Here is a 13,758-nt window from a genome sequence, read left to right as displayed (position 1 = left end):
TCGAGAAACTCATGAAACAATTTAGTTATAGCAAACATAAAATCTGAAAGTTAGCGTTTAGATTTGTATATTTATAATAAATTTAATTTCAAGAAATGGAAGCTAAAAACGCGATAGCAATAAAAAATAACTTAAAAACCAAAAATTTGGTTTTAGGAATTCTCTTCGATGCAATCGGTATGTTGTCTTTTACAATTCCGGGGATTGGCGAATTTGGCGATGTTATTTGGGCACCACTTGCCGGTTTTTTAATGACCAAAATGTACCAAGGCAGAGTAGGGAAAGTAGCGGGTGTTTTGACTTTTATTGAAGAAATATTGCCATTTACAGATGTTGTACCTTCTTTTACCCTGACTTGGATATACACTTATTGGATTAAAGGAGAAAAGAAATAGAAAAACCAAAAGGTTAGTCTCGAAAATTATAAGTTTTTTATGATCTCTTTTAATTGATTATCAAATTCAGAATTTGAAATTTCACCATTTTCTACATCAAAATTATCATTGAAACTTGGTAATGAAAATACAGCTTTTATGTCGGCATTAAAGCGTGGAAAATTGTTTTTTGCGATTTCAAGTACGCTGGCTCCACCTCTCGCACCCGGTGATGTTGCCATCAATAACATTGGTTTTTCCTGAAATATTTTTCCATTTATTCTTGAACACCAATCTACAAGATTCTTGAATGCTGCAGAATAATTACCGTTGTTTTCGGCAAGAGAAACTACTAAAAAATCGGCAGAGGCTATTTTTTCCAAAAAGGCTTTTGCTAATTCATGTTGACCAATTACAGCTTCTTTATCAACGCTGAATAAAGGCATTTCATAATCGTTTAAATCCAGTATTTCTGTGTCTGTATTATTGAATAAACCAGCGGCATAAGTTGCTAATTTTTTGTTGATTGATTTTTTACTTGGACTTCCGGCAAAGGCAATGATTTTCATATAGAATTGGTTTTATTAAAAAGTAAAAATAAAAAACGAACCGACAATTGTCTTAAATTATTTTGTGATTTTCTTGTATTCCCATTCATCTCCAAATTTCTTTAAATTTATAATCAGCTTAAATTCGTTTCTTGAGGGTTTTAAAATAAATAAAGAAGAGTCAATTATTGTTGATTTGATTTTTGTCACTGAATCCATTCTTTTCAAATCTTCTTCAGAGTAAATGTATTTTATTTTAAGCATAGTCTTATCCAGACTAATTGTTTTTATTTTCCAATAAATGGAATCCTTGTAATTTAGGATCAATTGTCCGTCAATTCGTTTTGCTTTTTGTGCATCCGAAAAAATAAAAAATGTATCTATCCTTCTGTTGGAAAATTCGACTGAATCACCGAGATACCTATAATCATAAATATCTTTATTAAATTTGGAAATATATTGATTCCCTTTTAAATAAAATTCTCCTTTTATGGAATCCAATAACCTTTTGTGAAATCTAGATTTGTTGTAATATTCCCGAAGAATCATTTTGTCGGTAATATTAAAATAGACGGAGTCTGCATTCATAAAAAGCCCCCTGAATTTATTTGGAATTTTAGACAATTCCAAGTCATTTATGGGTTGCGGATTTTCAAAACGTATGGCAAAACCAACTTCGGCTGGTTCATCTGCTCTTTTACAGCAAAAAATAGCCAGCAACCCTAGAAGCAAATAGATTTTTTTCATTTCATTAACGAATAAATTTTAAGTGAATTTACGCATAAAAAAACAAAATCAGATTTAAGCACAAATCTTTTGGTTACCCCAGATTGCAGTGGAAAGCATTTTTTCATAAAGCCTATTTTCTTCTTGACTAAAAAGAGCGACCAACGGAAGCTCCTTTATGGTCTTAGAAAAAAAGGCGTTATGGAAAAATCTTGAAACGAAAAGCTGGAATTGGTCCATAAAAAAAACCTGCAAAATTTACTCTTGCAGGCTCTTTTCTATTCTCTATTCTCTAGAAATTAAACGTTGAATCTGAAGTGCATTACATCACCATCTTTTACAACATATTCTTTTCCTTCAACTTTGAATTTACCAGCTTCTTTAGCTTTAGCTTCGGAGCCATATTGAACATAATCGTCGTATGAAATCACTTCGGCACGAATGAATCCTTTTTCAAAATCGGTGTGGATAACTCCAGCTGCTTGTGGAGCAGTAGCTCCAATATTGATAGTCCAGGCACGAACTTCTTTTACACCAGCTGTGAAATACGTTTGTTGTTTCAATAATTTGTAAGCTGCACGGATTAAAACCGATGCTCCTGGCTCAGCAAGTCCCATATCTTCAAGGAAAACCTGACGCTCTTCGTAGCTTTCTAATTCGGTGATATCGGCTTCTGCTCCTACTGAAAGGATAATTACTTCAGCCTCTTCGTCTTTTACCATTTCGCGGACTTGGTCTACATATTTGTTACCACTTACAGCCGAATTTTCGTCAACATTACAAACATATAAAACGGGTTTTGTAGTAATCAATTGGAAACTTTCCATCAAAGCTTCTTCGTCATTGCTTTGTGGAATAACAGTTCTAGCTGATTTCGCCTGCAAAAGAGCCTCTCTGATTCGGTCCAAAAGCGCTTTTTCAGTCTGTGCTTCTTTGTTTCCGGTTTTTGCAGCACGGTTTACTTTTTCCAAACGTTTTTCAACCGTTTCAAGATCTTTTAATTGTAGTTCAATGTCAATAGTTTCTTTGTCACGGATTGGATTTACGTTTCCGTCAACGTGAACAATATTGTCATTGTCAAAACAACGCAAAACATGAATAATGGCGTTACACTCTCTGATGTTTCCAAGGAATTGATTTCCCAGTCCTTCACCTTTGCTGGCTCCTTTTACCAATCCGGCAATATCCACGATATCTACCGTTGCCATTTGTACGCGCTCCGGTTTTACTAATTCTTCCAATTTGTTAATCCTTGGATCAGGTACATTTACTACCCCAATGTTGGGTTCGATAGTACAAAATGGGAAGTTGGCACTTTGCGCTTTTGCATTTGATAAACAATTGAACAATGTTGATTTTCCAACATTTGGTAATCCTACAATTCCTGCTTTCATGTTATGTTTGTTTACAAATAACAGAGAACTGTTATTTATTTTTATGATAATCTTTTTTAAAAGTTTGCAAATATATGATTAAAGCTTGTAACCTGAGTTCGATTCTTAATTTTTTTGATGATTCTAAAAAAGCAGAATGCTGAATTTTAGCCCCGATCGAAGTGAAAATCCTCTTGTTCTGGGGTTCAGGACAAGAGATTGCAACGAAGGAGCGGGAGGATGCTTTCTGAAAATGCAGAATGTTTCTGCTTCAAAAAATAAATAGTAGGCTTATTTGAGGAAAAATAATTTTGAAGTAGATTTCTTTTAATTCCTTAAATTTATACGCAGTAATATTTATTATCATGGAAAATTTATTTATTGGAAAAATGGCCGCGATTTTTGATGCCATGTACCAAAGCTTTATTGATTATGATGAAGAATATGAATTCTATAATAAGTTAATCCACGAAAATAAATGCAATTCTATACTTGAAATTGGGAGTGGGACAGGGAATCTAGCCAAAAGATTTCTTGATAATAACCATAATTATTTGGGGCTTGATTATAGCCAAAGCATGATTGATATTGCTTTGGAAAAAAATAAAACCTGTACTTTTATACATGGCGATATGCGTCATTTTTCGCTGGAAAGCCCCGTTGATGCAATTATTATAACTGGACGTTCAACGAGTTATTTGATAAACAATGAAGATGTGATCGATGCTTTTGAATCGGTTTATAATAATCTGACCCAAAACGGGATTTTTATTTTTGATTTTATCGATGCCAATCGCTTTATTCCTTTGATTAAAGAAAATCAAATAATATTTCATGAAGCGAATTATGAAGGAACAAAATACATTCGGGAAAGCCATTGGGAAACTACTCCGATGGAAAATTTTATGCTGGATTGGAGTGCGAAATATTACAGGGTCGTAGATAATGAAAAAGAAATGTTGTTGGATGATTTTTCTACTGTCAGGGTATTTACATTAAATGAAATGCAGCTGTTTTTATATCTCAATAAATTTGAAATCCTTGAGATAATTGATCGAAAAACTTATGCGTTCGATACTTACGTGATTAAGGCTAGAAAGTTCCTTTGATATTGTTTATAATCTCCAATTCTTTGGCAGTAGGTGTTAAACCCGAAACATTCCAATAGTCTGTCAATATAGAATTTCTTATATTGAAAAGGGTTTTGTCTTTAAAGACATCACTTTCCTTATAAGTGTAGTTTTGAACATTGAAGTTCATTGTTATCAAGTTGTTGAGTACTTCTATATTTTTGACTTCGTTCCCGGTATTGATATTGAAATTAATTTCTTCTTTTGAGCTAATTAAATAGTAGTTTTCGGCATCGACTCTATAATTAGTTTTGAAAAGAGAGCGGGATATGTTTCTGACTCCTTTAGTGTTGTCTTCTTTGACTGCTGATAATGTTGTTGGAGATATTTCAGTTTTTATTTCAATTATTATTTTTCTTTTGGTGTCATAAACTATTTTGTAATCATCCAATAGCTCGGTTGTGCCTTCTAATGGAATGGCGGTTATTTCATTATAGGCTTCATCTAAAGGGGATACTTTCACGAGAAAATTGTATTTTTTTCTTGATTTTTCGTCCAATAGTGGTCTTAAAACCTTGAAGGTATAATATTTCTCCATCATTACATTTAGATTATACCCTAAAAGATCTGAACTGATTATATCGTCAATTAGGCCAAATGATCTGTTTTGCTCGACTAATAAAACCGACTTTATTTTTTTTTGTTCTTTGTATAATTGAAAATTAATTAGGCCGTCATTATAGTAAACATAATCTCCGTTTGATTTAAAAAACTCTCTGGAATAGGTTTTTAATCGCGCAGGAACATTCAGTTTTTTAATCGAATTTTCGACTAATTTTTTGATTATTTGCTGAGGATGTTGTTTGGTTACAACTATATCGTCAAGAGCGTTTTCTTTGCTTTTTAAATAGATTATATTTTCCGATTGATTTAATGAGGCCCATTTCAGAGTAACTGGCAAGTAGGAGGAATGTGTTACTTTAATATTGGAACCGCCTTTTAGTTCAAAAGTCACCTTTCCTTCACTATTAGACATTAAGACTTGTTTTGTTTTTAAAATCAAAATGGAGGCATCTTCAATTGGTGAGTTGGATTCGCTATCCAAAAGAATTAATGTTCTTTCATTCGTCTGTGAAAAAACATTAATGGCTAAAAAAAGATGTAATAAAACAAGTATTTTTTTCATGTTTTAAAATACCGATAATCAATTAGTTTAAAAAATTTGATTTAAAAATATGAAAAAAGATTTAATTATCATTTTTTTAGGAAAAAGAATGATGTAAAAAAAAACCTGCGTAAAGACACAGGTTTTATGAATTTATAAAAGGAAAACTTTATTCGTTATGCAAGAAAGCTTGTCTGTTCAATAAAGTTTCTTCGTCTTCAACATGATTGTCATCAGGAATACAACAGTCAACCGGACATACAGCAGCACATTGTGGCTCATCGTGGAATCCTTTACATTCTGTACATTTTCCTGGTACAATGTAATATATTTCGTCAGAGATTGGCGTTTGAGCCTCTTCTGAATCTACTTCAGTTCCGTCAGGTAAAACTACTTTACCTTTTAGTTTTGTACCGTCTTTATATCTCCAATCATCTGCACCTTCATATATAGCTGTGTTTGGGCATTCCGGTTCGCAAGCCCCACAATTTATGCATTCGTCAGTTATAATAATCGCCATTATCAGTTAATTTTTAAGGTTGTAAGTTCAAAACGGTTAAGTTCTGTAAATGAAATACGAATACTGAACTCAACTTTTGTCTAAAGCTTATAAAAAGCTTATTTTTGCGCAAAATTACAATCAAAACTTTTCATAAACAAGCATTATGACATTAGATACAAAAAAAAACGCATTTGTTAAATTAGGTAATTTCCTAGGTCAATTCGAAGAAGGGAATAGTGTAAAGGATGAAAATGTATTTGGTAATGATTTATTTTTTGAAAAATTCACCGATTTAATTCAGCTTTCACAATCGCATAATGGTTGGTACACGCCTGAACAAGTGTTTTTTTCGATACAATCTTGGGCAGATGCTTTGACTGATGAAAATCTGGACAAATGGCTTTCTAAATATGATTTGAGTAAAGTAGAACCAAAAAAAGTTGCTTTGGTTTTGGCTGGGAATATTCCTTTGGTTGGATTTCACGATTTCTTGTCGGTTTTGATTGCTGGTCATGATGTTTTGGTGAAAACATCTTCAAATGATCAACATCTTTTGCCATTCTTGGCTAATTATTTGATTGCCGTTGAACCTGAATTTAAATCCAAAATCACTTTTGTGGAAGGAAAATTGGAAGGTTTTGACGCTGTAATTGCTACAGGAAGTAATAATACCGCCCGTTATTTTGAATTTTATTTCAAAGACAAGCCTTCTATTATACGGAAAAACAGAAACTCAGTTGCAGTTTTGAATGGCAAAGAAACAAGACAGCAATTAGTTGCTCTTGGAGAAGATATTTTTAGATATTTTGGTTTAGGATGCCGAAATGTTTCTAAACTTTTCGTGCCAAAAGGCTATTCTTTTGATTCCTTTTTTGAAGCGATTTTCGAGTATCAGGATGTGATTCATTATGAAAAATATGCCAATAATTACGATTATAATAAAGCAGTTTTCTTGATGAGTAATTTCAAATTGCTAGACAATGGATTCCTGACGTTAAAAGAAGATCCAAGTTATGGTTCGCCTATTTCGAGTATTTTTTATGAGTACTATGAAAATCTGGATACTTTGGAAAAAGATTTAGAAACCGAAAGTGACAAAATTCAGTGTATTGTGAGTAATAATCTTGTGAAAAACAGTATCGCATTCGGAAGCACTCAAAAACCTAATTTATGGGATTATGCAGATAATGTTGATACTATATCGTTTTTGTCAACAATATAAACATAATGTTTTTTAATATTATTGCGAATAATTTAACAGTTGTTTGTCTCTTATTCCCGAAATTTGCATTTCTAAAAATTTTAGAATAAACACTGCCTGAAATTGACGAGATTCAAAATAACCGAATCGAATCAATATCGGTTTTTATATAATTATCAATTTTGAATTAAATTAAAAACAAATACTAACTACATCATGAAAAAACACAACTACAGCGCAGGACCTTGTATTTTACCGCAAGAAGTTTTTGAAAAATCAGCTCAGGCAATTTTAAATTTTAATGATTCTGGATTGTCGCTTTTAGAAATTTCGCACCGTAGTAAGGATTTTGTTGCCGTAATGGAAGAAGCAAGAGAATTGGTTTTGGAGCTTTTGGATTTAAAAGGGAAAGGTTATAAAGCGATATTCCTTGGAGGAGGAGCAAGTTTGGAATTCTTAATGATTCCTTACAACATGATGAAAGTAAATGGAAAAGCGGCATATTTAGATACAGGAACTTGGGCTTCGGCTGCTATAAAAGAAGCAAAATTTTTAGGAGATACAGTTGTTGTAGCTTCTTCTAAAGAGCAAAACTATAATCATATTCCAAAAGGATATACTATACCTGCAGATGCGGATTATTTCCACTGCACGAGCAATAATACAATTTTTGGAACCCAAATGAAGGGATTCCCGGAAACTGATTTGCCAATTGTTTGTGACATGAGTTCTGATATTTTTTCAAGAAAATTAGATTTTTCAAAATTTGATATCATTTACGCTGGGGCTCAAAAAAATATGGGGCCTGCCGGAGCGACTTTGGTTGTTATCAAAGAAGAAATTCTTGGTAAAACAGGTCGTGAAATTCCAAGTATGCTGGATTATGCTAAACATATCAAAGCGGATAGTATGTACAATACGCCACCGGTATTTTCAGTTTATGCATCACTTTTGACTTTAAAATGGTTAAAAAACTTAGGTGGAATTGAGGCTATCGAAAAAATAAATGACGCCAAAGCAGCTTTGCTTTATGCAGAAATTGACAGAAACCCATTGTTCAGAGGAACAGCGGCCGTTGAAGACCGTTCGAATATGAATGTGACTTTCTTGTTGAATGATGATTCACATTCGGCTAAATTTGATGAGATGTGGAAAGCTGCAGGAATCTCAGGATTGCCTGGACACCGTTCAGTTGGAGGTTACAGGGCATCTATGTACAATGCGCTTCCTTTGGAAAGTGTACAAGTGCTTGTTGATGTGATGCAAGCTTTGGAGAAAGAGGTATAATTGTCTAATGGTTTAAGCGTTTTTTAATGTTTAAATCGTTTAATTTTTGATAAATGAAAATATTAGCAAACGACGGAATTTCAAAAAGTGGTATTGAAGCTTTAGAAAAGGCCGGATTTGAAGTTATTACAACAAAAGTGGCTCAAGAGCAAGTGGCTAATTTTGTGAATAAAAACAATATAAATGTTCTTTTGGTACGTAGTGCAACAAAGGTTCGTAAAGATATTATCGATGCTTGCCCTGATCTTAAAGTTATTGGTCGTGGAGGTGTAGGAATGGATAATATTGACGTTGAATATGCGAAAAGCAAAGGGATTTATGTTTTAAATACTCCGGCTTCTTCATCAGAGTCTGTGGCTGAGTTGGTTTTTGCTCATTTGTTTTCAGGTGTACGATTCTTGCATGATTCCAATAGAAACATGCCTCTTGAAGGAGATACTAATTTTAACGGCCTGAAGAAAGCCTATGCAAACGGTATCGAGTTGAGAGGGAAAACACTCGGGATTATCGGTATGGGACGTATTGGTAAGGCCACAGCAAAAATGGCTATCGGTCTTGGAATGAAGGTAATTTATAGTGATACCGATGTTCCAACAAAAGATATAAAAATTCCTTTTTTTGATGGGCAGTCGATTTCGATATCACTTGCTTCACAATCATTGGAATCTTTATTTGCTGAATCCGATTTCATTACGTTACATGTTCCTGCACAGGATACACACGTTATTGGTGAAAAGGAAATTGAACTGATGAAAGACGGTGTTGGAATCGTAAATTGTGCAAGAGGTGGTGCTATTGATGAAGTGGCACTTGTGAATGCGTTGGATAGCGATAAGGTGTCTTTTGCCGGATTGGATGTGTATGAAAATGAACCCAATCCTGAAATACCAATTCTAATGAATCCGAAAATTTCATTAACGCCTCATATTGGTGCTTCTACATTGGAAGCTCAGGACAGAATTGGTGCTGAACTTGCACATCAAATTATCAGTCTGTTTAATAAATCATTAGTGAAATAAATAACTGACCGAATTTAAATTATCAAGTGGTAATTTGTTAACTTCAATTAACAGATTGCCACTTTTTTTTGATTAAATTTGATGTTTAACTTTAATCAAAAACCTATGTTTGAGCAATTAACACAATTAGTACAACAATTTGGACAAGAAGCAGTTGTTAATAACAATGCGGTTCCAAATGAACATAATGAGGCGGTAATGAATGAAGCAGGAAATTCTATATTTTCTAGCTTACAGCAAATGGCTTCAGGGGGTGGCATCGAAAAACTTGCAGGATTACTCCAAGGAAATAATGCTCAGGATCCTTCGAATCCGGCTGTTCAACAGATCACCCAACAACTTACCGGAAGTTTAGGCGAGAAATTTGGTTTGAGTAGTAGTGATGCCGCAGGTGTGGCAGGTAGTATGATTCCTAAAATACTTGGAGGATTAGTAGGTAAAGCCAATGATCCAAATGACAGTTTTCAGTTAACAGATTTGATTGGGGCTATTTCAGGAGGTGGCACTCAAACATCAGGAATAATGGATGCTATTTCAAAATATGGAACCCAATTTGGTTTGGATCAAAATGCGGATGGAAAACTGGATATGGATGATGCCATAGCGGCAACAAAAAACAAAGGCGGAATCGGAGGCTTTTTAGGAAAGCTTTTTGGGAAATAAATAAACCACTGTGGACTGAAAGTCTCTAGTTTTGGCTTGGTAAAATAAAGTATGCAAAGTTGGATTCCGAAAAAGTTGTGAAATTGCCACAGATTCACAGATTAAAATGATTTTAAAATCTGTGAATCTGTGGCAAATTAATATTTTTAGAAGCTAAAAAGCAAATGCAATAAAGTGCATAATTTTAAACTTTATTTGAGATCAATAAAATTTGAATAAACAATCAGGAAAGGCATTTGCAAAACGTAAATGTCTTTTTTTATGGGTGAAAGTGATGAAATATAAAATGAAATTTATTTCAAAAAAGATTCTTTTTCTGATTAAATTTAAGTTTAAGACAGAATATATCAGCCTAAAATGTTATAACTTTGATAGGTTATACAGTTGAAATTTAATTTTTAACTAATTATGAAGAATTCTTTGGGATTGTTTTAGGATGCTTAAAAACAGTTATTTACTATGAAAAGAGCATCAACGAAAATTGATCGCAAAGACCAATGTTGATTGCGACCCGAGTGATAGCGAATCGGCGAAGCAATTACATATGATCAAAAAAAAATATATGTCAACATATGAAAAAAGTAATTTATATATTGATTGTTCTTTTGATAATTATTGGGTGTAGTACTTCAAAATCGAATGTTGCTACTGCCGACAAACCTAAAGTAGCAACAAAGAGTAGTGACACCGTAAAAATTGTTAATGAAGAACTCGAATACGAAGTGATTATCATTGAACCTGGTTTTGATTTTTGGTTGGCTTCGACAGCTTACCCAAGAGGATATTTATCGCAATCTTATATGGAAACCAAAAATTACCAATATGTATTGGAATGGAACAACCGCGTTCGTCAACCGCAAATTTATAATCCTAATTTATACGAAATGACCATTGATTATAGTCCTACGATTAATTACGGTTACGAAGTGAATTATCTTATTTATAATTATATGATCTATTTCCAAAACAAATACAATCAGCGATTATATGGGCGAGTCCCCACGAGATAAGAAGTTGATTGCTAATTCTTTCTTATTAATTGAAAAAAATAAATCGATAGATTAAGGCATTTACTAATCAGTAAATGTCTTTTTTTTGAGGCAAAAAAGTAAAAAAAATCATGTAGTTTGTCTAAACAAAAAGAGAATTGAAACCAATTCAACAATTAAAATCTTTTATATTTGCAAAAAGGACTAAACTAAAAATGAAAGGATTAAAACAGCGATGGGGACTTACATCTAATTGGCAGTTGGCTATCATTTTTGTCGTTTTTGCCATTACAGGATCGGCCTCAGCCTGGTTGTCCAAACCGGTTTGTGAGTGGTTGGGAGTAGCCAAAGATGAATTGGGGCATTGGTACACTCCTGTGAGATTACTTTTAATTTTTCCGATCTATCAAGTGCTGTTGGTTGTAATAGGTTTTCTTTTCGGACAATTCAAATTCTTTTGGGCTTTCGAAAAAAAAATGCTCAAAGGAATGGGGTTGGGATTTCTTTTTAAGGATAGAAAATAGAGGTTAGAAATCAGAAAATAGAAATCAGAAATCTTGAACTATTATTTTATGATGGGGATTTTATCTCTGATTTTTCATTTCTAACTCAATTATTGATTTTTCCTGGTTTTTGTAAAATCAAAAAAAAAATGGAATGCTGATGCTTAGTCCCGATTACTTAGTCAGTTCGCTTCGCTCGTGTGAAGTGACATTCTATATTCTTTTTTTTTAAAGAAATAGATAAAGTGGAGTGGGAACAAAACTTCTGAGAAAAGTAAATGTTCTTCCTCCTAAAAGAAGAATAATCAAAATGAGTTTTTTAGCTTCTGATTTCTAACCTCTAATTTCTATCTTCTTTTCCTGTCAATATCATTCTTGATAACTTTGGTGCTTTCCTCTTTTAAAATTTGCCGAATTACACTACATTAGCACAAATTCGTTAAAATCCCAAAATGTCAGATCAAAATCAATACACCGAAGATAATATCCGTTCTCTCGATTGGAAAGAGCATATCCGTATGCGACCTGGGATGTACATAGGGAAACTCGGAGACGGGTCTTCGCCGGATGACGGTATTTACATTCTTTTAAAAGAGGTTCTCGACAACTGTATCGATGAATTCGTTATGGGCTCGGGGAAAACTATTGAGGTAGCCATCAAAGACAAAACGGTTTCGGTTCGCGATTACGGCCGTGGAATTCCATTGGGGAAAGTAGTAGATGTAGTTTCCAAAATGAATACCGGAGGAAAGTATGATACCAAAGCTTTCCAAAAATCGGTAGGTTTGAACGGTGTCGGGACAAAAGCCGTTAATGCGCTTTCAAATTATTTTCGAGTAGAATCGGTACGTGATGAAAAGCAAAAAGTTGCTGAGTTTTCGGCTGGGAATTTAGTTACCGAAGAAGACATTGTCGAAACCACAAAACGAAAAGGGACAAAAGTAACTTTTACACCAGATGAAAGCATTTTCAAAAACTATAAATTCCGTTTAGAATATGTAATTAAGATGGTCAAAAATTATTGTTATCTAAACAATGGTTTGACGATTATTTTCAATGGAGAAAAATATTATTCGGAAAATGGTCTTCGTGATTTATTGGAAGAAACCATCAACGAAGAAGATTTAGAATATCCAATCATCCATTTGAAAGACAATGATATCGAGATTGCTTTAACACACAGTAAAACCCAATACAGCGAGGAATACCACTCTTTTGTCAATGGTCAGAATACGACGCAAGGAGGGACGCACTTGGCGGCTTACAGAGAAGCGCTTGTGAAAACGATTCGGGAGTTTTACAACAAAAATTTTGAAGCTTCTGATGTTAGAAAATCGATAGTGAGTGCCATTAGCATCAAGGTGATGGAACCGGTTTTTGAATCTCAGACGAAAACCAAATTGGGTTCTACCGATATGGGTTCTGATGACGGAACACCGCCGGTTTCAGTGCGTACTTTCGTAAATGATTTTATCAAAACCAAATTAGATAATTATTTACATAAAAATCCGCCGACAGCTGAAGCATTATTGCGCAAAATTTTGCAGGCTGAACGCGAAAGAAAAGAATTGTCCGGAATCAGAAAATTGGCGACAGACAGAGCCAAAAAAGCCAATCTTCACAATAAGAAATTAAGGGATTGCCGTGCGCATCTTCCGGACACCAAAAATCCAAGAAACTTGGAAAGCACGCTTTTTATTACCGAGGGGGATTCGGCTTCCGGGTCGATCACCAAATCTCGTGACGTGAATACACAGGCGGTTTTCAGTTTGCGTGGTAAGCCTTTGAATTCCTACGGGATGAGTAAAAAGATTGTATATGAAAACGAAGAGTTCAATTTGTTGCAGGCCGCTCTGGATATTGAGGATGGATTGGAAAAACTGCGTTACAACAACATTGTGATCGCCACCGATGCCGATGTTGATGGAATGCACATTCGATTGTTGTTGATTACTTTTTTCCTTCAGTTTTTTCCCGAATTGATCAAGGAAGGGCATTTGTATATTCTGCAAACACCACTTTTCAGGGTTCGTAATAAAAAAGAAACCATTTACTGTTATTCTGAAGAGGAAAGAAAAGAGGCTATAGAGAAGCTAAAGCCAAAACCGGAAATCACCCGATTTAAAGGTTTAGGAGAAATTTCACCAGATGAGTTCAAGAATTTCATTGGAGACACCATCCGTCTTGATCCGGTAATGATGGACAAGAACACTTCGATAGAGCAGTTGCTGTCGTTCTATATGGGTAAAAACACACCAGACAGACAGGATTTTATTATCAAGAATCTGAAGGTAGAATTGGATGTTGTAGAGGAGGAAGTTTAAAATTTAAGAGTATA

The 13,758-nt window shown here is 34.1% G+C and carries 14 protein-coding genes; 9 read left to right on the top strand and 5 right to left on the bottom strand.

Translation table 11 applies throughout. The annotated features are described in order from the left end of the window. The first annotated feature begins 95 nt into the window (after positions 1-95). Positions 96-395 (top strand): hypothetical protein, encoded by a 300-nt coding sequence (locus OZP12_RS16950; RefSeq protein ID WP_281226260.1) that lies wholly within the window; start codon positions 96-98, stop codon positions 393-395. A 26-nt stretch (positions 396-421) separates the two neighbouring features. On the opposite strand, the gene OZP12_RS16945 is transcribed toward OZP12_RS16950, so the two are convergent. The 3 genes from OZP12_RS16945 to ychF all read right to left on the bottom strand — a co-directional run bounded on the left by OZP12_RS16945 (position 422) and on the right by ychF (position 3,042). Next, the gene (locus OZP12_RS16945; RefSeq protein ID WP_281226259.1) at positions 422-943 is read right to left on the bottom strand and encodes an NADPH-dependent FMN reductase; all 522 of its coding nucleotides are present in this window, start codon (positions 941-943) and stop codon (positions 422-424) included. Between the two features lie 57 nt (positions 944-1,000). Further along, positions 1,001-1,669, bottom strand: coding sequence for a hypothetical protein (locus OZP12_RS16940; protein WP_281226258.1), 669 nt, complete (start codon positions 1,667-1,669; stop codon positions 1,001-1,003). A gap of 278 nt (positions 1,670-1,947) precedes the next feature. Further along, positions 1,948-3,042 carry a redox-regulated ATPase YchF gene (gene ychF, locus OZP12_RS16935; RefSeq protein ID WP_281226256.1) on the bottom strand — a complete coding sequence of 365 codons (1,095 nt, stop codon included), beginning with the start codon at positions 3,040-3,042 and terminating at the stop codon, positions 1,948-1,950. Positions 3,043-3,386: 344 nt separating this feature from the next. On the opposite strand from ychF, the gene OZP12_RS16930 reads away from it, so the two are divergent. Continuing rightward, positions 3,387-4,130: a class I SAM-dependent DNA methyltransferase gene (locus tag OZP12_RS16930; protein ID WP_281226255.1), complete on the top strand. Its 744-nt coding sequence runs from the start codon at positions 3,387-3,389 to the stop codon at positions 4,128-4,130. Here OZP12_RS16930 and OZP12_RS16925 read toward each other — a convergent pair. Then, the gene (locus tag OZP12_RS16925) at positions 4,114-5,277 is read right to left on the bottom strand and encodes a hypothetical protein (RefSeq protein WP_281226254.1); all 1,164 of its coding nucleotides are present in this window, start codon (positions 5,275-5,277) and stop codon (positions 4,114-4,116) included. The genes OZP12_RS16930 and OZP12_RS16925 overlap by 17 nt on opposite strands. A 148-nt stretch (positions 5,278-5,425) precedes the next feature. Beyond that, positions 5,426-5,776, bottom strand: coding sequence for a 4Fe-4S dicluster domain-containing protein (locus OZP12_RS16920; protein ID WP_281226253.1), 351 nt, complete (start codon positions 5,774-5,776; stop codon positions 5,426-5,428). A 145-nt stretch (positions 5,777-5,921) separates the two neighbouring features. Between OZP12_RS16920 and OZP12_RS16915 the strand changes: the two genes are divergently transcribed. From OZP12_RS16915 to OZP12_RS16885, 7 genes are all read left to right on the top strand, one after another. Then, positions 5,922-6,980: an acyl-CoA reductase gene (locus OZP12_RS16915; protein ID WP_281226251.1), complete on the top strand. Its 1,059-nt coding sequence runs from the start codon at positions 5,922-5,924 to the stop codon at positions 6,978-6,980. Positions 6,981-7,175: 195 nt separating this feature from the next. Further along, positions 7,176-8,246 carry a 3-phosphoserine/phosphohydroxythreonine transaminase gene (gene serC / locus OZP12_RS16910; protein ID WP_281226249.1) on the top strand — a complete coding sequence of 357 codons (1,071 nt, stop codon included), beginning with the start codon at positions 7,176-7,178 and terminating at the stop codon, positions 8,244-8,246. A 53-nt stretch (positions 8,247-8,299) separates the two neighbouring features. Then, on the top strand, positions 8,300-9,265 hold the full coding sequence (locus OZP12_RS16905) for a D-2-hydroxyacid dehydrogenase (protein ID WP_281226247.1): 966 nt from the start codon (positions 8,300-8,302) through the stop codon (positions 9,263-9,265). Positions 9,266-9,370: 105 nt separating this feature from the next. Further along, positions 9,371-9,928 carry a DUF937 domain-containing protein gene (locus OZP12_RS16900; RefSeq protein ID WP_281226246.1) on the top strand — a complete coding sequence of 186 codons (558 nt, stop codon included), beginning with the start codon at positions 9,371-9,373 and terminating at the stop codon, positions 9,926-9,928. 572 nt (positions 9,929-10,500) lie between these two features. Next, positions 10,501-10,938: a DUF6146 family protein gene (locus OZP12_RS16895; protein WP_281226245.1), complete on the top strand. Its 438-nt coding sequence runs from the start codon at positions 10,501-10,503 to the stop codon at positions 10,936-10,938. A 194-nt stretch (positions 10,939-11,132) separates the two neighbouring features. Further along, complete coding sequence (locus tag OZP12_RS16890; protein WP_281226244.1) at positions 11,133-11,441, top strand: DUF6787 family protein; 309 nt, start codon at positions 11,133-11,135, stop codon at positions 11,439-11,441. 431 nt (positions 11,442-11,872) lie between these two features. After that, entirely contained in the window at positions 11,873-13,744 is a 1,872-nt protein-coding gene (locus tag OZP12_RS16885) for a DNA topoisomerase IV subunit B (protein ID WP_281226243.1), read from the top strand. The last annotated feature ends 14 nt before the right edge of the window (positions 13,745-13,758 follow it).

This window comes from Flavobacterium aquiphilum (assembly GCF_027111335.1).
Classification (GTDB): domain Bacteria; phylum Bacteroidota; class Bacteroidia; order Flavobacteriales; family Flavobacteriaceae; genus Flavobacterium; species Flavobacterium aquiphilum.
This window is presented reverse-complemented; position numbering and strand designations above follow the sequence as displayed.

What these genes read in the sequence shown, in the direction of transcription:
- OZP12_RS16945 (WP_281226259.1), bottom strand. Translation starts at nt 943, where the DNA reads ATGAAAATCATTGCCTTTGCCGGAAGTCCAAGTAAAAAATCAATCAAC.
- OZP12_RS16950 (WP_281226260.1), top strand. Translation starts at nt 96, where the DNA reads ATGGAAGCTAAAAACGCGATAGCAATAAAAAATAACTTAAAAACCAAA.
- OZP12_RS16920 (WP_281226253.1), bottom strand. Translation starts at nt 5,776, where the DNA reads ATGGCGATTATTATAACTGACGAATGCATAAATTGTGGGGCTTGCGAA.
- OZP12_RS16915 (WP_281226251.1), top strand. Translation starts at nt 5,922, where the DNA reads ATGACATTAGATACAAAAAAAAACGCATTTGTTAAATTAGGTAATTTC.
- OZP12_RS16930 (WP_281226255.1), top strand. Translation starts at nt 3,387, where the DNA reads ATGGAAAATTTATTTATTGGAAAAATGGCCGCGATTTTTGATGCCATG.
- OZP12_RS16900 (WP_281226246.1), top strand. Translation starts at nt 9,371, where the DNA reads ATGTTTGAGCAATTAACACAATTAGTACAACAATTTGGACAAGAAGCA.
- OZP12_RS16905 (WP_281226247.1), top strand. Translation starts at nt 8,300, where the DNA reads ATGAAAATATTAGCAAACGACGGAATTTCAAAAAGTGGTATTGAAGCT.
- serC (WP_281226249.1), top strand. Translation starts at nt 7,176, where the DNA reads ATGAAAAAACACAACTACAGCGCAGGACCTTGTATTTTACCGCAAGAA.
- OZP12_RS16890 (WP_281226244.1), top strand. Translation starts at nt 11,133, where the DNA reads ATGAAAGGATTAAAACAGCGATGGGGACTTACATCTAATTGGCAGTTG.
- OZP12_RS16885 (WP_281226243.1), top strand. Translation starts at nt 11,873, where the DNA reads ATGTCAGATCAAAATCAATACACCGAAGATAATATCCGTTCTCTCGAT.
- OZP12_RS16925 (WP_281226254.1), bottom strand. Translation starts at nt 5,277, where the DNA reads ATGAAAAAAATACTTGTTTTATTACATCTTTTTTTAGCCATTAATGTT.
- ychF (WP_281226256.1), bottom strand. Translation starts at nt 3,042, where the DNA reads ATGAAAGCAGGAATTGTAGGATTACCAAATGTTGGAAAATCAACATTG.
- OZP12_RS16895 (WP_281226245.1), top strand. Translation starts at nt 10,501, where the DNA reads ATGAAAAAAGTAATTTATATATTGATTGTTCTTTTGATAATTATTGGG.
- OZP12_RS16940 (WP_281226258.1), bottom strand. Translation starts at nt 1,669, where the DNA reads ATGAAAAAAATCTATTTGCTTCTAGGGTTGCTGGCTATTTTTTGCTGT.